The sequence below is a fragment of the Aeromonas sp. NJAU223 genome, from assembly GCF_051125555.1.
GTDB lineage: Bacteria > Pseudomonadota > Gammaproteobacteria > Enterobacterales > Aeromonadaceae > Aeromonas > Aeromonas veronii_G.
Map to the genome: position 1 here is coordinate 1,229,461 of NZ_CP144204.1, position 22,700 is coordinate 1,252,160.

At 60.6% G+C, this 22,700-nt stretch carries 15 protein-coding genes and 3 tRNA genes; 9 read left to right on the plus strand and 9 right to left on the minus strand.

From position 1 onward, the window contains the following. Positions 1-58 precede the first annotated feature (58 nt). Both VZC39_RS05775 and VZC39_RS05780 read right to left on the minus strand, forming a co-directional pair. Positions 59-1,045, minus strand: coding sequence for a DUF481 domain-containing protein (locus VZC39_RS05775; protein ID WP_434666501.1), 987 nt, complete (start codon positions 1,043-1,045; stop codon positions 59-61). A gap of 7 nt (positions 1,046-1,052) precedes the next feature. Continuing rightward, entirely contained in the window at positions 1,053-1,970 is a 918-nt protein-coding gene (locus VZC39_RS05780; RefSeq protein ID WP_434666503.1) for a L,D-transpeptidase family protein, read from the minus strand. Positions 1,971-2,320: 350 nt separating this feature from the next. On the opposite strand from VZC39_RS05780, the gene VZC39_RS05785 reads away from it, so the two are divergent. From VZC39_RS05785 to VZC39_RS05795, 3 genes are all read left to right on the plus strand, one after another. After that, a tRNA-Ser gene (locus VZC39_RS05785) sits at positions 2,321-2,410 on the plus strand. A gap of 726 nt (positions 2,411-3,136) precedes the next feature. After that, positions 3,137-4,669 (plus strand): arylsulfatase, encoded by a 1,533-nt coding sequence (locus tag VZC39_RS05790; protein ID WP_349921482.1) that lies wholly within the window; start codon positions 3,137-3,139, stop codon positions 4,667-4,669. Between the two features lie 49 nt (positions 4,670-4,718). Beyond that, positions 4,719-6,005, plus strand: a complete 1,287-nt coding sequence (locus VZC39_RS05795) for an anaerobic sulfatase maturase (RefSeq protein WP_434666505.1) — start codon at positions 4,719-4,721, stop codon at positions 6,003-6,005. A gap of 374 nt (positions 6,006-6,379) precedes the next feature. Here the strand turns inward: VZC39_RS05795 and VZC39_RS05800 are convergent, their stop codons facing one another. After that, entirely contained in the window at positions 6,380-7,255 is an 876-nt protein-coding gene (locus VZC39_RS05800; protein WP_434666507.1) for a helix-turn-helix transcriptional regulator, read from the minus strand. Between the two features lie 218 nt (positions 7,256-7,473). On the opposite strand from VZC39_RS05800, the gene VZC39_RS05805 reads away from it, so the two are divergent. Together VZC39_RS05805 and VZC39_RS05810 are read left to right on the plus strand one after the other, a co-directional pair. Then, a complete protein-coding gene (locus tag VZC39_RS05805) occupies positions 7,474-9,630 on the plus strand; it encodes a TonB-dependent siderophore receptor (protein ID WP_434666509.1) in 2,157 nt (718 codons plus the stop codon). Between the two features lie 93 nt (positions 9,631-9,723). Then, positions 9,724-10,776 carry an alpha/beta hydrolase gene (locus VZC39_RS05810; protein ID WP_434666511.1) on the plus strand — a complete coding sequence of 351 codons (1,053 nt, stop codon included), beginning with the start codon at positions 9,724-9,726 and terminating at the stop codon, positions 10,774-10,776. A gap of 83 nt (positions 10,777-10,859) precedes the next feature. On the opposite strand, the gene VZC39_RS05815 is transcribed toward VZC39_RS05810, so the two are convergent. Continuing rightward, a complete protein-coding gene (locus VZC39_RS05815) occupies positions 10,860-14,297 on the minus strand; it encodes an ATP-binding protein (RefSeq protein WP_434666513.1) in 3,438 nt (1,145 codons plus the stop codon). A 248-nt stretch (positions 14,298-14,545) separates the two neighbouring features. Here VZC39_RS05815 and VZC39_RS05820 point away from each other — a divergent pair. Together VZC39_RS05820 and VZC39_RS05825 are read left to right on the plus strand one after the other, a co-directional pair. Beyond that, positions 14,546-14,621 (plus strand) — tRNA-Gly (locus VZC39_RS05820). 56 nt (positions 14,622-14,677) lie between these two features. Next, positions 14,678-14,751: transfer RNA gene (locus VZC39_RS05825), tRNA-Cys, on the plus strand. 58 nt (positions 14,752-14,809) lie between these two features. On the opposite strand, the gene VZC39_RS05830 is transcribed toward VZC39_RS05825, so the two are convergent. Beyond that, entirely contained in the window at positions 14,810-15,097 is a 288-nt protein-coding gene (locus VZC39_RS05830; protein ID WP_434666515.1) for a hypothetical protein, read from the minus strand. Positions 15,098-15,311: 214 nt separating this feature from the next. Between VZC39_RS05830 and VZC39_RS05835 the strand changes: the two genes are divergently transcribed. Beyond that, positions 15,312-15,512: a YbfA family protein gene (locus VZC39_RS05835; protein ID WP_349921489.1), complete on the plus strand. Its 201-nt coding sequence runs from the start codon at positions 15,312-15,314 to the stop codon at positions 15,510-15,512. Between the two features lie 73 nt (positions 15,513-15,585). Here VZC39_RS05835 and VZC39_RS05840 read toward each other — a convergent pair whose 3' ends face one another. The 4 genes from VZC39_RS05840 to VZC39_RS05855 all read right to left on the minus strand — a co-directional run bounded on the left by VZC39_RS05840 (position 15,586) and on the right by VZC39_RS05855 (position 21,904). Then, positions 15,586-18,798, minus strand: a complete 3,213-nt coding sequence (locus VZC39_RS05840; RefSeq protein ID WP_434666517.1) for an ATP-binding protein — start codon at positions 18,796-18,798, stop codon at positions 15,586-15,588. 176 nt (positions 18,799-18,974) lie between these two features. Continuing rightward, positions 18,975-19,742 carry a DODA-type extradiol aromatic ring-opening family dioxygenase gene (locus VZC39_RS05845; protein ID WP_434666519.1) on the minus strand — a complete coding sequence of 256 codons (768 nt, stop codon included), beginning with the start codon at positions 19,740-19,742 and terminating at the stop codon, positions 18,975-18,977. A gap of 385 nt (positions 19,743-20,127) precedes the next feature. After that, the gene (locus VZC39_RS05850; protein ID WP_434666521.1) at positions 20,128-20,598 is read right to left on the minus strand and encodes an FKBP-type peptidyl-prolyl cis-trans isomerase; all 471 of its coding nucleotides are present in this window, start codon (positions 20,596-20,598) and stop codon (positions 20,128-20,130) included. 157 nt (positions 20,599-20,755) lie between these two features. Continuing rightward, on the minus strand, positions 20,756-21,904 hold the full coding sequence (locus VZC39_RS05855) for a Na/Pi symporter (protein ID WP_434666523.1): 1,149 nt from the start codon (positions 21,902-21,904) through the stop codon (positions 20,756-20,758). A 304-nt stretch (positions 21,905-22,208) separates the two neighbouring features. On the opposite strand from VZC39_RS05855, the gene VZC39_RS05860 reads away from it, so the two are divergent. Next, positions 22,209-22,658: a hypothetical protein gene (locus VZC39_RS05860; protein WP_127464653.1), complete on the plus strand. Its 450-nt coding sequence runs from the start codon at positions 22,209-22,211 to the stop codon at positions 22,656-22,658. The last annotated feature ends 42 nt before the right edge of the window (positions 22,659-22,700 follow it).

The window sequence follows — 22,700 nt, forward strand, 5'->3', positions numbered from 1 at the left end:
AAACAGGCCCACTTCGGTGGGCCTGTTTCGTTTTGGGGAGGTATCGATCCGCTCCGGGCTAGAAGCTGGCGCCCAGGGTGATGGTATGGCGCCACTCCTTGTCCCCCAGACCCTCCCGCATCCCGCCGTAGTCGAGCCAGCTGTCATCCCAGCTCAGCTCGCTCGACCAGGAGAGACGCAGGTGATCGTTGAAGTAATACCTCAGCCCCAGGTTGCCGTTGACGGTCTGGTTGCGGGTGAGATAGGGGGAGGGCTGATCGATGAACTTCTCGTAGTGACCCTTGCTGAACAGCTCGAAACGCTGCTGCCACAGGGAGAGCGGCTGGCGATAGTCCCATCCCAGGTTGATCACGGGGTAGTTGATGATGCGATCGTCGAACAAGTCTGAATAGACCCACTCATCCGGGGTGAAGTAGGCCCGTTGCAGACCGAGCTGGGCGATCAGCTCCAATCGCCGTCGTTTGTCATTCCAGAAGCGATAGCCGGGCCCGGTGGCGTAGCTCAGGTTCAGGTAGTTGGTATCGAGCATGTCATACTCGGCCTCGACGGAGGATCGCAGGAACCAGTTGGCATCGAAGAAGAAGTCCAGCTTGGGGCTGAGCCTGTACTCGTGGCTGTCGGTGACGCTGTTCGAGGTCTCGTAGATGTACTCCCCATCCAGGGTGTAACGCCAATCCAGGTTGGCCACCTCGGTGGAGGCCTTGAGATTGATGTTGTTGGTCTTCTTGTCGCTCTCCTTCAGCTTGACGTTCAGATCCGCCGTGCCGGTCCATAGCCAGGCGTTCAGCTCGTCCGGTGAGTCCAGCAGAGGGATCCCCGTCTTGGTCAGGGGCTTGGGTTGCTCCTGCTTGTCCAGCCGCCAGCGCTTGATGGCATCGCGCCGGACACTCAATACCTGGCTGTAGGGCAACTTGATGCTCACCTCGTCATCGGTGATCTCTTCGATGGTGCCGGTCAGCCGATCCCCGTTGTGCATCCAGAGGATATCAGCCATTGCGCTGCTGCTTGCCAGCAAGCAGAGCAGGGCGGTCAGGAGCCTCGTCATCACCGTGTCAGCCGCTGACGGGCTGAGGCAGCCCGTTCTTCTCATCGAGCAGTGCCATGACCCGTGTGCTGTCCACCTCGGGAGCGGCGACGAACTGTTCGGCTTCGGCCGAGAGCACCAGGGGGGCGCCGTCGTTCAACTCCTGCTCGGTACGGGACAGAGGGGCGTGGACCTCCAGCCAGCGCCGGCCATCCGGTTCCACCGCGATCTTGACCGGCTGGTTGATCACCCGCACCGGCGTACCGATGGGGACCTGCTTGAACAGAAACTCGATATCGTCGGGACGCAGGCGAATGCAACCTGCACTGACCCGCAGGCCGACCCCGAAGTCCTTGTTGGTACCGTGGATCAGATAGTCCTTGTTGCCATAGCCAAGGCGCATGGCAAATTTGCCGAGGGGATTGTCCGGGCCGGGTGGCACCACGGCGGGCAGGTCGATGCCCTTTTGCTCCAGCCAGGACTTGCGCACCATGGGGCCGGGCACCCAGGTCGGGTTCGGGTTCTTGGCGATGACGGTGGTCGTCATCTCCGGGGTCTCGCGGCCGATGTCACCGATGCCGATGGGCAGTACCATGACCTCCTGCTTGCCCTTGGGGAAGTAATAGAGGCGCAGCTCCGGCAAGTTGATGACGATGCCCTCTCGTGGCACGTCGGGCAGCAGCATCTGGGTTGGCAGCGTCAGTCGGCTGCCCGGGGTGGGCAAGTAGGGGTCGACCCCGGGGTTGGCTTCGAGCAGTGCCAGAAAGCCTATCTGGGTGTGCTTGCCGATGAGCTCCAGATGGTCGCCTTCTTGCACGATGTAATCTTCCAGCTCACCGATGAGGCGGCTGTCAGCCGGTGGGAGGGGATAGGTTTTGGACCAGGCCGGCGCGGCCCAGAGGCTGGCTGCGACCAGCAACAGTGAGGCGATACGTGTGTACAACATGGTTTTTCCTATCTGTGTGTCTTGAGGGATCTTTCCCTCCCCGAAAATGAGCGGGGATTGTTAACCAATCGACAGGGGATTACCAGCCTTGCTGCCGTGCAGCGGCCGCCGCCTGGCCTTGGCCTTTGCACTCTCCCGGGCCCCAGCCATGGGGGCGTGGGTCATCTCCCCGGCTCTTCTTGGCGAAGGGAGGGTCAAGATGGTGACGGGAAAGAGAGAAGACAACTCCTGACAAGGTTCTGCGTGGCAATTTTTGGGGTGACCACTGTCGTTTAAATCGCCAGTTGTCTGATCTGCAACGATATTTACATTGATTTCTCGCCCCGGATTGGGCCACTATGAGGGCCCGCGGAGAGATGCCGGAGTGGCCGAACGGGATTGACTCGAAATCAATTGTGGCAGCAATGCCACCCAGGGTTCGAATCCCTGTCTCTCCGCCATTTATCAAACCCAGCCCCAGGCTGGGTTTTTTATTGCTGGGCCTCTGGCCGTTCGGCAATCCGCCTGGCCGTGCTGGCATCCTGAATCGTCAGGAAGCCAGCCAGGAGAAGGCTCCTATTGAAGTCCTCTACTGAAGCGGTCAGCTGCGATCGGTCATGACGCCGCCACCCAAACCCCAAACCCCAAACCCCAAACCCCAAACCCCAAACCCCAAACCCCAAACCCCAAACCCCAAACCCCAAACCCCAAACCCCAAACCCCAAACCCCAAACCCCAAACCCCAAACCCCAAACCCCAAACCCCAAACCCCAAACCCCAAACCCCAAACCCCACCGGTGACCTTGCCTCCTTGGTCAGATAGACAGGCCGTGGCCGCACTTGCCCAAACTGGTGATCTTTCGGGGCTGGCTGCTTGCCGAAACCTAGGAATACGCAATGTGCGCATAAGGGGTCAGGACTCTCGATTACTCATTGTTACTTGTGATCAATCCTGCTGAAGGTGCGGGGCCCATGGCTCACGATAAGTCGCGCTTGCATTGAGGTTTTTATCAGCCAGGAGGGGGCAGGTGAAGAATTTGTGAACCTATAGAGAAGTATGTTACTTACGGCTTGACCCAATCCCTTATAGATTATTAAGTTATCATTGCACTGAAACCCACCCCAATGGATATGGAGTCACTGCAATGCTGAATAAAATTCCATCAAAAAGGACGTTGATTGCCAGCATGTTGACGCTGGCCTTCGGCGCGACGGCGGCCTCGGCGCAGGCCGCGACCACGGCGGCAGAACAAGACAAGGGCAAGCCGAACATAGTGGTCATCTTCGGCGATGATATCGGTTACTGGAACCTGAGTACCTACAACCAGGGCATGATGGGCTACCAGACCCCGAACATCGACAAGATCGCCGCAGAAGGGGCCAAGTTTACCTCCTACTACGCCGAGCAAAGCTCCACTGCGGGTCGCTCCTCCTTCATCACCGGTCAGATGCCGTTTCGTACCGGTATGAGCAAGGTGGGCATGCCGGGGGCACCGCAAGGTCTGCAAAAAGAAGATCCCACCATCGCCGAGATGCTGAAAAACCTGGGCTATGCCACCGGCCAGTTCGGCAAGAACCACCTGGGGGACAGGGACGAGTTCCTGCCCACCGCCCACGGCTTTGATGAGTTCTTTGGCAACCTTTATCACCTGAACGCGGAAGAGGAGCCGGAGAATCCTGACTATCCGAAGGATCCCGCTTACCGCAAGCAGTTCGGCCCGCGCGGCGTCATCAAGAGCAGCGCCGACGGCAAGATTGAAGACACCGGCCCGCTGACCAAGAAGCGGATGGAGACCGTCGATGAGGAGACGCTGGCGGCCAACAACGACTTCATGGAGCGTCAGGTCAAGGCCAAGAAACCCTTCTTCACCTGGTTCAACACCACCCGCATGCACAACAAGACCCACATCAAGCCGGATCACCAGGGCAAGACGGGCCTCGGGGATTATGCGGACGGCATGGTCGAACATGACGCCATCGTCGGCGAAGTGATGAAGAAGATCAAAGATCTGGGGATCGAAGACAACACCATCGTCGTCTACACCACGGACAACGGCCCCATGACCGCCACCTGGCCGGATGCAGGTATTACCCCGTTCCGCGGTGAGAAGAACACCGGTTGGGAAGGGGGCTTCCGGGTACCCGCCATGGTCAAGTGGCCGGGTCATATCAAGCCGGGGACGGTGATCAGCGACATCTTCGGCAGCAACGACTGGTTCCCGACCCTGGTGGCGGCGGCCGGTGAGCCCGAGATCAAAGAAAAACTGCTCAAGGGCTACAAGACGGCCAAGATGACCTACAAGGTGCATCTGGATGGCTACAACCAGCTCGACTTCCTGCAAGGGAAGGGGGAAGGTCAGCGCAAGGAGTTCTTCTACTGGAGCGATGACGGCGACTTGCTGGCCATGCGTTACGGTCGCTGGAAGGCTCACTTCATGATCCAGGAGCATACTGGTCTGGATCTGTGGAAGTACCCCTTCACCAAACTGCGTACGCCGCTTATCTTCGATCTGGAAGTGGATCCGCTGGAGAAAGGCTCGGACGGCATGGGCTACAACGCCTGGTTCTACGACCGTCTCTACCTACTGGGCGGGGCGCAGAAATACGCCGCGCAGATGATCCAGAGCTTCAAGGAGTTCCCGCCACGTCAGAAACCGGGCAGCTTCACCGTTTCCGATGTGAGTGCCATGATCGAGAAGGGCAACAATCAGAACAATTGATGCTCGACGTATTCGGGCGGGGAGTTCCCCGCCCGTCTTTAAGGATTATATGAAACACAGCACCACACTGCCTATCAAAGCGCTGGCATCAGCAGAGAAATACGCCGGCAAGGGGCCTGCCTGGGTGCGCCGCTTCCATGTGATGGCCAAGCCCACGGGGTCTACCTGCAACATCGACTGCACCTACTGTTTCTACCTGCACAAGGAGGGGCTGCTGCACCAGGATCGCCATACCCACATGAGCGATGAGGTGCTGGAAAACTTTATCCGCCAGTACATCGACAGCCAGGACGGGGAGCAGGTGGTCTTCTCGTGGCAGGGGGGAGAGCCCACCCTGATGGGACTGGATTTCTTCCATAAAGTGGTCAAGTTACAGCAGCAGTACAAAAAGGCGGGTCAACGCATCGAAAACGACCTGCAAACCAATGGCATCCTCATCGATGACAAATGGGCTGCGTTCCTGAAGGAACATCAATTTTTAGTGGGGCTGTCCATCGACGGCCCGCGCGAACTGCACGACAGATACCGTTTGACCCGCAGCGGCAAGCCCACCTTCGACAAGGTGATGGAAGGGGTGGCCGCGCTCAAGAAATTCCTGGTGCCCTTCAATGCCCTGGTCACGGTCAATCGCACCAACGCTCGCTTTCCCCTCGAGGTCTATCGCTTTCTCACCCGCGAGCTCGGTGCCACCTATATCCAGTTCAACCCCTGTGTTGAGCCGGTGGATTTCACCAAGACGGCGCCCCAGTTCTGGCACGATGACAGCATCCCGGTGACGGGGAGCCGCCGGGCCAAGCCTGGGGATCTGGACTCCATCGTGACGGACTGGTCGGTGGATCCCGATGACTGGGGGCGCTTCCTCATCGCGGTGTTCGAGGAGTGGGTGAACAACGATCTGGGCCGGGTGCAGGTCAACCTGTTCGAGACCGCGGTGGCCCAGACCCTGGGGATGCCCGCCCAGATCTGCATCACCTCCGAGTTTTGCGGCAAGGGATTGGCGGTGGAGAAGAACGGCGATATCTATTCCTGCGATCACTATGTCTACCCCGAATATCAGCTGGGCAATATCGCGACCACCAAGCTGGCCCACATGGCCTTCTCCGAGCGCCAGCAGGCCTTCGGGTTTGGCAAGAAAGAGACCTTGCCCGCCTATTGCAAGGCCTGCCCCTATCTCAAGTTGTGCTGGGGGGAGTGCCCGAAGAACCGGATAGTGCGCGCGCCGGACGGCGAGCTCGGCCTCAACTATCTGTGTCCAGGCATCAAGGCCTTCTTTGATTATGCCCAGCCCATGGTGGTGGGGATAGCGACCCTCTTGCAGGAGCCGTCTCCCAGATAAACAGGCGGCGCTGAGCACAGGAGCAATGAGCAAACGGGGGCCGGGCAGGCCCCCGTGATGTTTCACTCAGCCTGTCAGCTGCTGCTGCCGCTCTCTGATTGATACATGGTGAATCTTCCTTGCCCCATCAACCGGGCTGTGCCAGGGCCCTTTCCACATAGAGATAACCAATCCCCATCACTTGCTGGGCTCGCTTGAGCGAGCCCAGGCGGATGCGCGTCTCATTGACAGCATCACTGCAATCGAACGGGTCACCCAGGCTTGCGACTGCTGGCCCGTGGCGATCGCATGAGCATCGGCATGACCATCAGCGTCGAGACGCATGATTAGTCGATGCCAACAGCCCGCTGGCCAGGATGCCCAGGCCTCGCGCTTTAGTGATCCTGCGTGGTGACCGGCGAGAGGGCGCCATCGCCCTGAGTCTGCCGAACGAACTGGTTTGGCGAGAAACCAAACAGTTTTCGAAACGCCGTGATGAAATTTGCGACATGGGCATAACCCGCGAGCTCGGCGGCGTCTTGCAGGGAGAGGCTGCGCTCCTCGAGTTTTGCCCTGGCCTCCTGCAACTTGCGCTCGCGCAGGTAGCGCTGCAGGCTCATCCCCAGCTCCTTTCTGGCCGCCCGCTGCAGGGTGGAGACGCTCATGCCGAGGGCATCGGCGATGTCGGCGAGGGTCATCTCGTCCACCTTCTCATCCATCAGCAACATCTTCAGCCGAGTCGGCTGCTCGCTGTGCCTGAGGCCCGAGATCAGGGCCGCCTGCACAAGGTTGGTCATCAGACTCTCCCACAGGGTGAGGGCGAACGCCTCTCGCATCAGCATCTCGGGGGCATTCTGACTGCTGGTGAGGTTCAGGGCCTCCGCGATCTGGCCAAGGTGCGGTGACAGGGACCAGTCGAAACGGCTCAGGTGATGGCTGAAGATGCGCTCGAAGGAGGCGCGCTGCTTGCCATCCAGATGATGTTCAAGCCAGGGCAGGCTGAGGGAGAGCACTATGCTGCGGCTGCGCACATGGGCTTTGGCCGCGCCCTGCACCTTGTCGGGCCGGGTATAGAGGATGGCCGTGGCGACGATGGGGTCTGACTTGTGAAAGCGGCAGCTTCGTAGGCGATGGGTGGCGCCATAGGTCATCAGGGCCTTGCTCTCGAGGGGGAGGGCGATGATGAGTTGCGGCGGCAGCTCCCGCTCGGTGGCGAAGTCGGCCTTGTGTACGATGTCTTTGTTGTGAAAGAGGATACCATCCTGGATCATCAGGTTTTCCACTCTTCCGGTAAACAGACCCCGTTTTCTAACCTTGGTATCTCTGACCACTGAGTCAGCCATGTGCACGTCGACCATCTGAAACTTTGACCATTTCGAAGTATTAAATGACCACACCGCAAAACTACGGCGGATGATTGGGTGCTATATTAGCCCCCGCAAAATCAAATGAAAATGATTATCATCTCTGTTTGGGGGTCGCTCTTACTATGGTTGTCTTTAAGGATAAAGCGCTCAGTCCACTGGCTCTGGCCGTCTCTGCCGCTCTGGCTGTCACTGTGGCTTCCCCCGCGAGGGCGGAAACCGCGAATATCGCACCGGATGAAACCGTCGTCGTCTATGGCAACCCGCTCTACGGGATGGCGTCATCGGAAGAGACGGGGGGCTACAGCGTCGACTCGGCCACGGTCGGGACCAAGACCCCGGCCGCCCTCAAAGACATTCCCCAGTCGATCACCGTATTGACCAACGACTATATCGAGGAGCGCAACTTCGTCGCGGTGGACGATCTGGCGAAGTACACGCCGGGCCTGCGCACCATGGTCAACGACAGCGGCCGCTCCTCCATCTTCTCCCGCGGCTATGAGTACGATGAGGTGAACCTCAACGGCCTGCCGTCTCCCCTGCAAAGCAAGTACGGTACCCTGCCGTCGCTGGCGGCGGTGGATCGGGTGGAGATCATGCGCGGCCCCTCCGGTCTGTTCAACAGCACCAGCGAGCTGGGTGGCGTCATCAACATGGTGCTCAAGCGCCCGACCGACGAGTTCAACGGCTCGGTCACGGCCCGTTATGGCAGCTGGGATCGGCACTATCTGGAGGCGGATCTGGGGGGCGCCCTCAACGAGGAGGGCTCCCTGCGCGGTCGCGCCGTGGTGGCCAACGCCGACATCAAGAACCAGGTCGACTACAACAACAACGACAACGGCACCTACTACGGCACCCTGGAGTTCGATCTGTCGGATCGCACCCTGCTCTCCGTCTATGCCCTGCATCAGACCAAGGACATCCTGCCCACCAACGGGCTGCCGGCCTATAAAGACGGCACCATGCTCGACATCAGCCGCAGCACCTACCTGGGGTCGGATGAGGACTTCTTCGACGCCGATACCACGGATGTGGGAGGGACCCTCCAGCATGCCTTCGCCAACGGCGGGGTGGGCCAGATCTCGGCCCGCTACATGGATCACGACATGCACCTGGAGCAGACCTTCACCAATGGTCCGGTGGATGCCGCCGGCAATACCGGCCTGATGTTCAATGGTCAGGCAAACCAGCAGAAAAATATGGCATTTGATGCCAGCTACAGCCAGATGTTTGGTCTGCTTGGTCACAAGAGTGAGTTTGTGCTGGGTTCTGACTACAAACGCTATGAGTCCGACACCCAGACTTACACCAATCGCAACATCGGCAAGATCAACGTGTTCGACTTCGACCCGACCACGGTGGCCAAGCCGACCTACAGCTACACCAAGAACGACCATGAAGAGCAGTCCGAGCTTGGCCTCTATGGCAAGGTCACCTGGCGTCTGCTGGAACCGCTGGCAGTGATCACCGGGGCCCGCGTCTCCTGGTACGATCTGGACACCGTCAGTACCACCCTGAGCTCAGGCGCTGCAAGCAGCGAGTCCGGCGAGTTCAACGGCAAGTTCACCCCCTATGCCGGGGCCGTCTATGACCTGACCGACGAGCATGCGCTCTACGCCAGCTACTCCCAGGTGTTCAAGCCCCAGACCAGTCAGGATGAGAGCGGCAACATGCTCAAACCGCGGGAAGGGAGCCAGTGGGAAACGGGCATCAAGTCCTCCTTGCGAGATGGCCTGCTCAACACCCGGGCGACCGCCTTCCTGATGAAGGACAGCAATATCGCCGCCCAGGCCTATGACGATCAGGGCATCGCCATCACCAACACCTATTGGGCCACCGGCAAGGTGGATACCCAGGGGGTGGAGCTGGAGGCGACCGGTTACCTCAGCCAGAACTGGATGGTGATGACCGGCTACACCTTCACCGACATCGAGGAGAAGTCCGGCGATCACAACCCGAAATTCGATGCCATCCCGCGTCACTCCCTCTCGCTGTGGACCGACTACCACCTGGCGGACTGGGTGCAGGGGCTGCATCTGGGGGCGGGGATGACGGCGGTGAGCGATTACTCCTTCAACCAGAAGGGGGTCGAGACCCATCAGGGAGGCTATGCCCTGTTCGATGCGGCGGTGCGTTACGACATCAACGACAGGATGCAGGCGACCCTGAACGTCTACAACATCTTTGACCGTGAGTACTTCTACCGGGTCGGATCCACCAATACCTTCAACATGTATGGCGAACCGGCCAACCTGATGGCAGGTTTCACCTACAAGCTGTGATGACAGACGGCAGCAGGGCCCACAAGCCCTGTTGCCGTTTCCCTGTATCGTCCGGCGCCGGATCGCCAAGGCTGGCCGACCATGACCCATCCCATGACAAGACTCATTACTCTACTACTCACTATGCTCAGTCTCTCTTCTGCCAAGGCAGACCTGCTTCACTACGCCGAAGGCTTCAGCCATCACTCGGCCCTGCTCAACGAAACCCGGCAATACAGCGTCTATCTGCCGGATGACTATGCGCAAAAGCCGGATCAGCACTTCCCGGTGCTCTATCTCCTGGACGGGGAGAAGTTCCTGCTGGAGGTGGCGGGCATCACCCAGGCGCTGCGGGCCGGGCTCAATCCGGCGATCCCGTCCCTCATCATAGTGGCGGTGCACAACACCGACCGGATGCGGGACTACACCCCGAGCCACACCATGGCGCTGCCCAACGGGGCGCCGGCGGGGGCCGGCTACGTCAAGACCGGGGGCGGTCCGCGCTTCATGCAGTATCTGACCAGGGAGCTGCGCCCGCTCATCGACGGCCGTTATCGCACCGCCTCACCCGCCCTGTTGGTGGGTCACTCCTTGGGCGGTCTGCTGACCCTGGATGCAGTGGCAAAAGACGAAGGCCAGTTTCAGGGCTATCTCTCCATCGATGCCAGCCTCTGGTTCGATTATCCCCACAACTATCAGCGTATCGAGCGGGCCCTGACCCGGCCCCTCAAGCACCCGGCCTCCCTGTTTATCGCGGTGGCCAACAACCCCTTCACCCCTGGCTTTGGGCGTTCCGAGTTTCATCGGGATCACTTGCAGACCTTTGCCCAGCGGGTGACGGCGCAGAGCGCCACGAATCTGCACGTTACCAGCCGCTATTTCGAGGAGGAGGATCACCACAGCGTCTATCACCCGGCGCTCTACCAGGGGTTGCAGTGGCTGTTCAAGGGTTACCGGCTGGATCTCGCGCCTGGTCATTTCACCCGGCAGGCGGTCATCGCCCGCTATGAGGCCCTGAATCGGCAGCTCGGCAGTCAGCTTCGCCCGGAGAAGGGGGGGCTGGAGGATATCCGGGACAAGGCGAGCCGCTGGCCGCAGATGGAAATCTCACCGACGGAGGCCAGCGCCCTGCTCGAGCACTACTACGGTCATCAAGAGGGCCACTGAGAGGGAGACTGGATCAGATTGAAGAAGGCGCGCCCAGACAGGCGCGCTTTTTCATTGAGGGGGAAAAAGATGGGGCGAAGGACTCACCCCTTGCGACATGCGAGCTGACGCAGCAGCTGGGTGCTCTGGTGCAGACTCTGGCGCTGGGTCTCGTTCAGGGGGCACTGCTTGAGCACGTATTCGGCGCTCGCCACCACCGTCTTCCAGCGCGGTGCCTTGGGCAGGGTGTCCAGGCTCAGGTATTTGTCGAGGGTGCGGGTCTGGGGACTGGATCTGTCCATGTAGACGCGCCACAGCTTGCTCTTCTCCGCCAGCACTATCTTGCCCTTGCCGGTGCTCTGCTGCCAGGCATCCAGGGTGAGGTGCATGGTGTCCACCAGGGCCCGGCGCAGGGGCTCGTCATCCTGCTGGCGGATGAGGTTGTCGGCCAGCGATCGGAACTCCCCCCCGAGCCGGCTCAGCTCGCCCAGCAGCTGACCGTCCTCGATGATGGCCTGACGGGAGAGACTCTTTAGGGCATTCTCCAGCGCCATCACCCGGTTGTCATCGGGGCTCGCATCGCTGCTGAGGGTGAGGGCATAGGCACTCTGACCGCCGAGGCTGATGGGCAGGGCACGGGCGTTGAGCTCATCTTTCTGCCCGGCCACCAGGAAGCTCAGGGAGCACTCCTGTTGTTCATCCAGATCGGGCCATTGGTGGGCCAGCGGCGTGGCCAGCCACTCGTCGAGGGATTGCCCTTCCATGGCTTCCGGTTCCTGGCCGAGCAGCCGCGCCAGCACCCGCGAAGCGAACAGCACAGTGCCCCGGGGATCGATGAAGACCATGGGGTCGGCCCCCTCACCGAGCAGGGCCAGCAAGCGTTCCTGATCCTGATGGAGCTGTCCCTGCAGGCGCAGACGGTGCTCTATCTCTTGCTTGAGCAGGCGGTTTTCCACCAATGAGGCGCGACCGGCGCTCGCCTCCAGCAGGGCCTTGACCCGGGCAAACAGCTCCTCCTTGCAGAATGGCTTGACCAGGTAGTCGTTGGCCCCGGCGTTGAAGCCCTCCTCGATATCTTTTGGCTGGTTGAGGGCGGTGAGCAGCAGCACCGGCAATTGATCCTTGGGGTGCTGCTCCCGCAGGCGACGACAGACATCGAAGCCCGACAGGGTCGGCATCATCACATCCAGCAGGATGAGGTTGACCGGCTCCTGGGCCAGCTTGGCGAGGGCATCGTGGCCATCGCTGCTCGGCAGGATGCGGTAGCCGCAGGGTTGCAGCAGATGGCGCAGTATGTGCAAGTTGATGGGCTCGTCGTCCACCACCAGGATAAGGGGGGCGCCATCGGGGGGGATAGGCAGATCATCGCTCTCCCAGTCCGGCAGGATCAGGGGCTGCTGGCGCACCAGCTGATGCTCTATCTGGCGGCTGTCCAGGGTCAGGCTGCCCGCCTTGCCGCTGGCAAGGGGTAGGGTGAAGGCGAAGGTGGAGCCGACGCTGGGCTCGCTCTCCACCTTGAGCTCTCCCCCCATCAGGTGGACCAGCTGGCGGGTGATGGAGAGGCCGAGCCCGGCCCCCTGTTTGCCAAGCTCCGGGTTCATCTGCACCAGGGGCTCGAAGATGTGTTCCAGATGTTCCCGGGGGATGCCGATGCCGGTGTCCGTCACCTTGATGCGCAGGAACTGGCCTTCGACCTGTGCGCTCAGCACCACCTTGCCCTGGGGGGTGTACTTGATGGCGTTGCCCACCAGGTTGTAGAGCACCTGTTCGAGGCGTTGTTCGTCCGCCAGCACGGGGGGCAGTTCGGCCGGGCTGATATCCACCAGGGTGAGAGGCTTGGCCTGCACCAGGTGCTGGCAGAGATCCAGCACCAGCCGGATGACCCCCTTGGAGGAGACGGGCTGGGGGTGGATCTCCAACTGGCCGTAGCGCATCTGGTGATAGTCGAGCAGATCGTCTACCAACCGGGCCAGGCCGTCGGCGCTCTTGATGATGAGGCCGAGCTGTTTTTGCTGGCCCTCGGTCAGGCTCTGCTGGCTCGCGAGCATGGACTCCGCCATCCCCTTGATGCCGTGGATGGGGGTGCGCAGCTCGTGGGAGGTGTTGGCGAGCAGCTCATCCTTGAGTTTGTCGGCCTGTTGCAGGCTCTGGTTCTGCCTGTGGGTCAGCTTGACCTGCTGTTGCAGTTCCTGGGTCTGGCGCTCGATGAGTTCGATCTTGTCCTTCACCGAGCGCTGCATGTGACGAAACGCCTGGGCCAGGCGGTCGATGTCATCGTCGGTGCGGGGAATGGTGATGGGGTGATCCAGGGCGCCGTCGGCCACCTGCTCGGCGGCGGCGGTGAGGGATCGCAGGGGCGCCGTGATGGAGTGGGATAGCCAGCGGGAGAACAAAATGAGCAGTAGCAGGGAGGCGGCTCCCAGCAGGATCACCAGCGTCTCCAGCTGGCGAATGGGGGAGTAGGCCTCGCTGGTGGAGATCTCGGCGATGAAGGCCCACTCGGTATCGAATACCTTGACCTGGGTATAGGCGGCCAGCACCTCGTCATCGTGGTAGGAGAGGAAGGGGCCTACCCCCTGCTCGCCGGAGAGCGCCGTGAGGATGAGCGGAGTCTGCAGCGGCCTGAAGTTGGGGCTGAAGCTGTTCTCCACGCTGAATTCCGGGGCCAGCCAGGCGTCGGCCCGCATCCGCTTGTCCGGGCCGATGAGGATGGTCTCCCCCGTGTTTCCGAGTCCCTCGCGTTCGGCCATGATCTGGTTCAGCTTGTCCGGCAGCAGCTCGAAGATCACCACGCCGCGCACGTCGTCGTATTGCATGACGGGGGCGGCCAGGTAGGCGACCACCTTGCCGGTCAGCTCGTTGCGACCGAAGTCGGTGAACTCGAAGATCTGCCGCGGTGGCTGGCCGCCGTCAAGACGGCGTTTGACCTTGGCGAAGGTGTTGCCGAGTCCGCTCGCCTGATAGGGACCGGAGAGCAGATTGGTGGCGAAGTTGGGCTGCTTGGTGACGGAATAGACCACGTCCCCGTTGAGATCCACCAGGAAGATGTCGCTGTAATTGCTCTTGCGCACCATGTCGGCGTAGCCGCGGTGGAAGCGCTGATGGACCCGGCCATACATCTCGTCCGCCAGGATGAGGGCACTGATGGAGGGCTCGATGACCAGCTTGCTGTCCGGCTGCTGCAGCTTGTCCCAGGAGCCAGGCACATAGCGGGCCTGGGCGCGGGCGCGGGCACTTTGCGGCGTGGTGCCGAGCTTTTCGAAGGCGCCGGTGAAGCCGTAGAAGCGGCCTATGCTGTCGCCGGCAAAGTCCTGCTGGGAGAAGTTGGTGATCTGTTCTTTGAGGTTGCCGAAGTAATCCTCCAGCTGGCTCTTCTTGATGTTGCGCACCGAGACTAGATGGTTGGAGGTCTGGGTGGTGAGATCCTTGCCGTGGCTATAGAGGAAGAAGAGAGTAATGACCAGAAAGGGCACCATGGCCAGCATGAAAAACGCCAGCATCAGCTGCGGTCTGAGCCCACGAGGCCTGAAGGTCCATTTCATTTTGTGATTTTCAATTGAGAATCCAGTTACTAAGCCATGTAAGTTTCTGATTAAAGGCTAATTATTTCAATGACTTTATCCCGGATTCGCCTGTCAGATCACAAGGATTGGAGGGATTTTCGAGCAAGCCGTTTAAAGCCTGAGCAAACAGTCGGCAAAAGCGCTGAAACTCATAAAAAAGGGTTGTGCCCGGGCTCGGGGTACGTATAATGCGCCTCGTTGTCAGGTAACTGGCATCAGGCAGTCAGGCGGGAATAGCTCAGTTGGTAGAGCACGACCTTGCCAAGGTCGGGGTCGCGAGTTCGAGTCTCGTTTCCCGCTCCAATTTCTCATGTTCACCAAGCATGAGTATCACTCTCAAGACACTTGTCTTGCAGCATGGCGCGTTAGCAAAGCGGTTATGCAGCGGATTGCAAATCCGTTTAGTCCGGTTCGACTCCGGAACGTGCCTCCATATCTCCCCATTGTTTTCATCTTCTTGTCCAGAACGCTTCGGTCGGATTGACCCGTCTTCACTGATCCGCAATCAACTGATCGCACCCCTGCAGTCGCCACTCCTTTTGCAGATAACGCTCCAGATCGGCGATGGCCTGACCGCGAAACTGGTACTGCATCTCGGCCGAATGTTCGCCCAGCTGCCCCATCTTTTGTTTCAGCTGACCACATTGCCACAGGCTGACCGTGGGGGCGCCATGATAGGCGATCTCGATGGCGTCATTGCGATTGAGCTCCCACTCCTGCCACTGGGCCCGGATCAGCAGCGCCAGCAGCCCCAGGATCGCCACTTCTGCCAGTTTCATACCCTGTTCCTCCTTGCCGCTCCTCTCGTTGATTAACTCTGAACCAGCCCAGGCCTTTTGCCACTCTTGTTGTATTTTGGTTAATGAATGTAACCGACTTTCATTTACCTCCTGAAAAGGCATTTTTTCATAAAAAAATGGCCTTCATGGTGTAGTAATCCTACAATTTATGGCGTAATCTTTGTTCAGTGGTCTTACCAGTGAGGTGTTCATCATGTTTCATCCCTTCTCTCTGACTCAGATAATCCTTCGTCGCAGCTTTGCCATGCTGGTGGGTGTGCTGGCCTTTCCGGTGATGCTGTTTCGCAGCGATCGTGCCCGCTTCTACAGCTATCTGCATCGCATCTGGAACAAGACCAGCACCAAGCCGGTGTGGCTCAAGATGAGTGAAAAGGCAGACCGGATCTTCTACTGATCCCGGCATCGAATGAAAAAAGAGAGCCTAGGCTCTCTTTTTTATGGGCGTTTGTCACTGACGAGCCAGGCGCTTACGGGGTTCGTGGTGTGATCCCCATGAGCGCCGTTTGCAGACGAGCCAGCCCGATGGGTTTGAACAGACACTCGTTCATGCCGGCGGCGAGGCAGAGCTCCCGCTCCCTCGGCAGGGCATGGGCGGTGAAGCCCCAGATGGGGAGATCATGGCCGTAGGCCCGCAAGCGACGGGCGAGCTCGAATCCATCCATCACCGGCATCTGGCAGTCGGTGATGACGAGATCGAAGTGGCTGCTGTGGATGGCCCTGAGCGCCTCGGCGCCGTTGCCACGCACGCTCACCCGGTGTCCAAGGTGTTTGAGCTGCTGGCGCAGCAGGGTCTGGTTGGTGTGGTTGTCATCCACCACCAGGATGCGTAAGGGGGGGCGATCCATCGGGGCCTGCTCGGCGGGCAGGGGATGAGGGGGCATGACCTGGGCTTGTGCCAGTTGCAGGGGAATGCTCACTTCGAGCCGGGTGCCTGCCCCGAGAGTGCTCTCGACCCTGATGTCACCGCCCATCATCTGGCACAGGATGCGGGAGATGTTGAGTCCAAGCCCGCTCCCCTCCTGAGGCTGGGAGCTGCGACCACGATAGAAAGGGGTGAACAGCCGCGGCAGCTGATCGGCGGCAATGCCTACCCCGCTGTCATGGATGGAGATAAGGAGCAGCGGATCCTGCCCGTGGGTATCCAGCCTTGCCGCTACGCTCACCTCTCCCTGATGGGTGAACTTGATGGCGTTACCGAGCAGGTTGAAGAGGATCTGACGCAGGCGCAGGGGATCCATGACCACCTGGGGCAGGGCGTCGGTGGCGATCTCGACGCGATAGCCGAGCCCCTTGTGCTCGGCCATGCCCTGGAATGCCCGGCAGACCGAATAGAGCAGGGGGCTGAGGGTGCAGGGAACGGGGTTCAGTGTCATCTGACCCGCCTCTATGCTGGAGATATCCAGCACATCCCCGATGAGATCCAGCAGCCCGAGTGCCGACTCCGAGGCAATGCCCAGCTGCTCCGCGCTGCGATGGTTCAGAGCCGGATCCTGGCTGACCAGCTCCAGCATGCCGAGGATGGCGTGCATGGGAGTGCGGATCTCGTGACTCATGGTGGCGAGGAAGTCGCTCTTGGCACGGCTCGCCCGATCGGCCTGCTCCTTGGCCAGGCGCAAGTCCTCCTCCAGTGTCTTGCGATCCGTGATGTCTATCCAGCCATCGATCACCCCGCTGACGACCCCCCCGGCATCGAAGTAGGGCACCATCCAGTGATAGATGACGGAGCAGTGCTCCCCCTGGTGGAACAAGCGATCCGCGAAGATGGGCTCGGCCGTCGCCAGCACCTGGGCAAAATCCTGTTCCAGTACGGCGATGTCTTCGTCATTGACCCGGCCGGCGAGCCCCTCTGCGAAGGCATGATCCAGCACCCGCTCCCGCCTCGCTCCCAGCTGCGTCAGAAACCGGTTGTTGCACATCAATACCCGGCCATCCCTGTTTCGCACCACCATGGGGTGGGGCAGGCTCTCCCCCAGCGCCTCGATGAAACGCACATGGGCCTCGAGCTGATGGCGCGAGTGTTGCTCGGATTGCGCCAGCCGCTTGAGCATGCGGTTGCGATAGCACAGCAGCAGGGCCAGCCCGAACAATGCCGCAAACAGCAGGTAGAGGTAGTGGGCATGGCGATCGATGAAGCTGGGCGCTGGCAGGGTTCGGTTGCGCCACTCGTAGTTCATCATGGCCAGCTCGCTTGGCGAGATGGAGAGGATGGTCTTGTCGAGGATCTGCATCAGCATGGCGTTGCGCGGCATGCCGGCAAACCCCATCTGGATGGGCTCGTCACTGGCGGGGCCGGTGATGCGCAGTTGGGCCTCGCTGCTCCCCATCATGTGCTGGGCGAAGTAGAGCGGCACGATGGCGGCATCGAGGCGCCCCAGTTTGAGTGAACGTATCGCCTCGGCCGCGCTTTCCGTGAGGGTGAGTCGGCTGCTGCCAAGCCGCTTGGCGAGAGGATTGTGGCGGGTCATGCCCACCTGTTTACCTGCCAGATCCCCCATGCCGTGGATGCTGGCATCTGACGATTGGGCCAGGATCACGTAGATGTCGTCGGCGGCATAGGGGGCAGTTGTCTGCAGGCCATAGTGCTGGGCAACGGGGCGGGAGATGGCACCGATGAGATCGACCTCCCCGTGGCGGACCGCCTCGCTCAATTGCTGTTCCGAGTGATAGGAGACGAAGTTGAAGTGCAGGCCGGTGCGCTTGCTCACCTTGGTCAGCATGGCGACCGCCATGCCGGTCAGCTGATCGTCATAGTCTCTGGCGCCATAGGGGTAGAGGTTGTCCATCAGCCAGACCTTGATGGTGGGAGCCTGGCGTAGCCAGGCGAGTTCATCGGCATCAAAGAGGTTGGCCGGGCTGTCTACCGTATCCCGGATGGGGCCGCTCCACTGGCTGAAGATGAAGTAGCGGGTCAGATCGCCGAGATCTTTCAGCGTGGTGTTGATGAGGTTCAGCAGCTGGGGGGCCTGGCTGGAGACGGCGAAGCGAAATGCGCCGGGGGCAAGACCGGATTGGGCTTCGCCGCGCGCTCTGAGCTGATCGAAGCGTTCGCCATTGAGGTAGCGCATGGCATAGGCATCGCTCAGCAAAACGTCCTGATGACCGAAGAAGACCGCATCGAAAGCCGCCTTGTTGGAGGGATAGGTCACCAGTTTCAGGGTGGGGTAATAGCGCTTGAACTGGGCTGCATCCGCATAACCGGCGACGGTGGCCACGCTCTGACCCGGGGTCAGCAGGGGACCCTGGCGCTGCCTGAGGGCGGAGAAGATGGGGGTGCTGCTGAAATAGGGGCGACTCAGGCTGATGCCGGTCTCCTGTTCATCCAGGGCCTGGTTGCCGATATTGGCGATGTCGAGTTTGCCTTCGCGCAGGGCCGACAGCATGGCGGTTTTATCTGCATACACCGTGAATGACAGGGGTTTTTTCAGGGATTTTGCGATGATATCGAGATAATCGGCTGATACACCCTCGAAACGGTCATCCGGGATGAGAATGCTGAACGGTTTGTAGTCGTGGCGCAGTATGCCGACCCGCAACTGCGGGGTCTGTTGCAACCAGCGTGCTTCGGCCGGTGGCATCGGGGAATAGACAGGCTGGAAATCGTGGCGACTGTGCAGGATCAGCGCCTGCGCGGGCAGGGCGAACAGCAGGCAGAGCAGGATCAGTGATCGAAGAGGGTTCATCATGCCACCTGGAATGCGACAGCCATCCTTGCCAGTCGATATTACCCGAAAGAGGGCATTCTACCGGAAGTTCAGCACGATGAGTCTCTTATTAAGTCATTTATCGGCGAAAACGACGGAAAAAAATGGCGGGAGTGACCCGCCATGCGCAGAGATGATTGACCCCCTTGTCGGGGTCAGCCGAAGCGGTAGGCACCCATGTAGAGGCTGCCGTAATCCCAGCTGTCGTGCAGTTTCGAGGGCTTGTCACTCCCTGCCGCCCCCAGCGCCACAAACAGCGGGCGCAGGTGATCGTCATGGGGGTGGGACTCCACGGCCCCCGGGGCGCGGGCCCGGTAATCTTCCAGCGCGGGGCGGTCCCCCGCCGCCATGGCCTGCTCCAGCCAGTGGGCAAAGTCGCTGGCCCAGCCGGGGACCGGGGAGCCGTCCGGCCCGAGGGCCCGCAGGTTGTGGGTAATGGCGCCGGAGGCGAGGATGCCGATGCCCTGTTCACGCAGGGCTTGCAGCGCTTCGCCCAGTCGCCACAGCTCCGCCTGGCTGAAGCTGGCGGGGATGGAGAGCTGCACCAGGGGAAGCTCGCTCGCCGGATCCATCAGGGAGAGGGGAGACCAGACACCGTGATCCAGCTCGCGCTTGACCGGAGTGGCGGGCAGGCCGCTCAGTAGCAACTGATCGCTCACCGCCTCCTGCAGCCAGGCCGGAGTGCTGGCAGGCCAGCGGATGCTGTAGAGGGGTTCCGGGAAGCCGTAGAAGTCATACATCAGGGCCGGATTGGGCTCGACGTTGATCTGCAGCTCGGTGCGGCTGAACCAGTGGGCCGAGATCACCACCAGTCCCTTGACCCCTTCGAGGCGCAGGCTTTTCAGAAATTGGGTCGCCGGTTGATCCCGCAAGACCAGATCCGGGGCGCCGTGGGAGATGAACCAGACGGGAGCGATAGCCATGATGAGACTCCTGGTTGGCGGTGTAGGCACAACCGGCCGCAACCGCATGATAGGGGGTCAGGGCAGGATGCCACTGACATTGAAGTCATTATCTGCCCAAGTATCATGGTTAACAATCTGGTGATATGTATAAGCACTGTTCACTATTAATTGATAGTGGCCGGGGTCTGGCGAGGAGTATGGGTTCAGAGAAGGGGAAATAAACCAGGCCAGCGGAGCTGGCCTGGTAGAGAATAGTGGGTACTTGCCCGGGGTTACTGGATGCCGAGCAGCTCCACGTCGAAGATGAGCACGGCACTCAGTGGGTACTTGCCCGGGGTTACTGGATGCCGAGCAGCGCCACGTCGAAGATGAGCACGGCACTCAGTGGGAGCTTGTCCCGGGGTTACTGGATACCGAGCAGTTCCACGTCGAAAATGAGCACGGATCCCGGCGGGATCTTGCCGGCGGCTCTGTCGCCATAGGCCAGGTTGGCGGGGATGTAGAAGCGGGTCTTCTCCCCTTCCACCATCAGTTGTACCCCTTCGGTCCAGCCGACAATGACTTGATTGAGGCCAAACTCGATGGGCTCACCGCGGGCGACCGAACTGTCGAAGACGGTGCCGTCCAGCAGCTTGCCCTCATAGTGCACCTTCACCTTGCTGGTGGCGGTGGGATGGACTGTGCCTGTGCCCGGAGTCAGCACCTCGTATTGCAGACCGGAGGCCGTGGTGGTGACAAGGGGCTTTTCCTTGTTGCTGGCGAGGAACTCGGCCCCGAGCCGGACGTTCTCGGCCGCCACCTTCTTGTTGTTGGCGCTGGAGTAGAAGTAGTAGGCGACCCCGGCAACCAGCAGTGCTATCAGAATGAATTTCATCAGTTTTCCCTATTCCCTGTCATACAAAGAGAGCAATGAGAGCGGCATTTTATCCCAGCGGGCCAGAGAGGGCGAGCGGGAGCGTGGAGGATGCGACCGGGCAGACAAACAACGAGGGGCAACTCGAATGTTGCCCCTCGCTGCACAGCATCTTCCCTTACTTGACCGCCACCATCATCAGGGCAGGCAGGGCGAAGAAGAGGCCAGCCACGTAACCCAGCGCCAGCAGCTTGTTTTCGCTGCCGACCCGGGCCAGGGTCTCGGCGGCCTTGATGGGCAATTCCCGCAGGAAGGGCACGCCATAGATGAGCGCCACGGCGAAGACGTTGAACAGCACATGCACGAAGGCGATGGTCAGCGCCAGCTGGGCGCCGGCGCCGCTGATGGCGGTGGCCGCCAGCAGGGCCGTGATGGTGGTGCCGATGTTGGCCCCCAGGGTGAAGGGGTAGAGCTGACGGGTGTTGAACACGCCGCCGCCTGCCAGCGGGATCATCAAGCTGGTGGTGGTGGAGGAGGACTGCACCATGACGGTCACCAGGGTGCCGGAGGCGATGCCGGTCAGGGGACCACGGCCCAGCGCCTTGTGCAGCAGCTCCTTGGCACGACCCACCATGACCCGTTGCAGCACCTTGCCGAGGGCGGTGACGCAGCCGAGGATCAGCAGAATGCCGATGACGATGGTGGCGATGGCGGGGCCCTTGCCCGGCAGGAAGGCGACGGCGCTGTCGATGAGATCCAGAGAGGGGGAGATGATGGGCTTCATGAAGTCCATGCCCTTCATGGACATGTCGGCGGAGCCCATCAGCAGACTGGACAACCACTCGGCGCTCTTTTGCAGCAGACCGAACATCAGCTCCAGCGGCAGGAAGATGAAGACGGCCAGCAGGTTGAAGAAGTCGTGCACGGTGGCGGCGGCAAAGGCACGGCGGAACTCGCCCCTGTCACGGATATGGCCGAGGGAGACGATGGTGTTGGTGATGGTGGTACCGAGGTTGGCCCCCATTACCATGGGGATGGCCATGCTCATGGGCAGGCCGCCCGCCACCAGGCCGACGATGACGGAGGTGACGGTACTGGAGGATTGCACCAGGGCGGTGGCCAGGATGCCGAGCAGCAGGGCGACGAAGGGGTTGTTTGCGAAGGCGAAGATCTGGGCCGCGCCCTCGGCGCCGCCGGAAAACCCTTTGAAGCCGTGTGAGACGGCCCCGACGGCGACCAGGATCAGGTAAACAAAGGTGATCACCGCTAGCCAGTTGAACAGGGGGCCGGTAGCGCGGGTCTGCGGGGATGACGGTTTGCTTTGCATGGTGCCTCTTGGGACGTCTGCGTTGAATTGGACGGGCGCATTACAGCAGTGCTCTATGACAGAAATATGACAAAGTGACACTTTGATGATGATTTGATGACAGGGGGCTCGGGATTGGCGGCCCAGATGGGGAGAGTAGTGATTAATTCTGATTATTTTGCTGTTTGAAGTGAATTGGTCTGCCGAATGTAGGGATGCGTTAGAAACTGACGGACTGGGTGCCACCCGCTGGTGGATCCTGTGCCGCCACTCTGCCAATGGGAGTAGACTGCCTCGTCATTTCATCAGTAATTGCGAGTCTGTCATGAAACATTGGTCCCTTCTTCTCCTGCCCCTGGCGATGGCCTCTCTCTCCTCTCATGCTGCCGTGTTGCCCTCCGATTGCAGCTCCAAAGACGTGGCGATCGGCTCGGCCGTCAACAGCGCGACCGGGGTCAACAGCCATTGCTCCGCGCAGAGCGCCAAACAGCGTGTGGACAACGCGGTCAACGATCCCGCTGGCTATGCCAAGCGCAAGGCGGCCCAGGCCACCGGCGTGGATGACGCCTACTACAAGGCCAAGAACACCCAGCAGCGGGTCGAGAATGCGGTGGACAATCCCGGTGACTACGCCAAGCGCAAGGCCGCCGAGGCTGCCGGTGTGGGCGAGACCTACAACAAGGCGAAGAACACCCAGCAGCGCGTCGAGAACGTGGTGGACGATCCCGCCAAGGCGGCAGGCCGCGCCGTGCTGCGCAAGACGGGCACCTACTGAGGGGAAACCCGGCAGCGGGCGATGCGTCGTGCAAACAAGAGA

Bases quoted from the DNA above. Each gene is read 5' to 3' on its own strand.
- VZC39_RS05860 (WP_127464653.1), top strand. From the start codon at position 22,209: ATGAAACATTGGTCCCTTCTTCTCCTGCCCCTGGCGATGGCCTCTCTC.
- VZC39_RS05855 (WP_434666523.1), bottom strand. From the start codon at position 21,904: ATGCAAAGCAAACCGTCATCCCCGCAGACCCGCGCTACCGGCCCCCTG.
- VZC39_RS05840 (WP_434666517.1), bottom strand. From the start codon at position 18,798: ATGAACCCTCTTCGATCACTGATCCTGCTCTGCCTGCTGTTCGCCCTG.
- VZC39_RS05780 (WP_434666503.1), bottom strand. From the start codon at position 1,970: ATGTTGTACACACGTATCGCCTCACTGTTGCTGGTCGCAGCCAGCCTC.
- VZC39_RS05845 (WP_434666519.1), bottom strand. From the start codon at position 19,742: ATGGCTATCGCTCCCGTCTGGTTCATCTCCCACGGCGCCCCGGATCTG.
- VZC39_RS05805 (WP_434666509.1), top strand. From the start codon at position 7,474: ATGGTTGTCTTTAAGGATAAAGCGCTCAGTCCACTGGCTCTGGCCGTC.
- VZC39_RS05830 (WP_434666515.1), bottom strand. From the start codon at position 15,097: ATGAAACTGGCAGAAGTGGCGATCCTGGGGCTGCTGGCGCTGCTGATC.
- VZC39_RS05850 (WP_434666521.1), bottom strand. From the start codon at position 20,598: ATGAAATTCATTCTGATAGCACTGCTGGTTGCCGGGGTCGCCTACTAC.
- VZC39_RS05835 (WP_349921489.1), top strand. From the start codon at position 15,312: ATGTTTCATCCCTTCTCTCTGACTCAGATAATCCTTCGTCGCAGCTTT.
- VZC39_RS05775 (WP_434666501.1), bottom strand. From the start codon at position 1,045: ATGACGAGGCTCCTGACCGCCCTGCTCTGCTTGCTGGCAAGCAGCAGC.
- VZC39_RS05800 (WP_434666507.1), bottom strand. From the start codon at position 7,255: ATGATCCAGGATGGTATCCTCTTTCACAACAAAGACATCGTACACAAG.
- VZC39_RS05795 (WP_434666505.1), top strand. From the start codon at position 4,719: ATGAAACACAGCACCACACTGCCTATCAAAGCGCTGGCATCAGCAGAG.
- VZC39_RS05790 (WP_349921482.1), top strand. From the start codon at position 3,137: ATGTTGACGCTGGCCTTCGGCGCGACGGCGGCCTCGGCGCAGGCCGCG.
- VZC39_RS05810 (WP_434666511.1), top strand. From the start codon at position 9,724: ATGACAAGACTCATTACTCTACTACTCACTATGCTCAGTCTCTCTTCT.
- VZC39_RS05815 (WP_434666513.1), bottom strand. From the start codon at position 14,297: ATGAAATGGACCTTCAGGCCTCGTGGGCTCAGACCGCAGCTGATGCTG.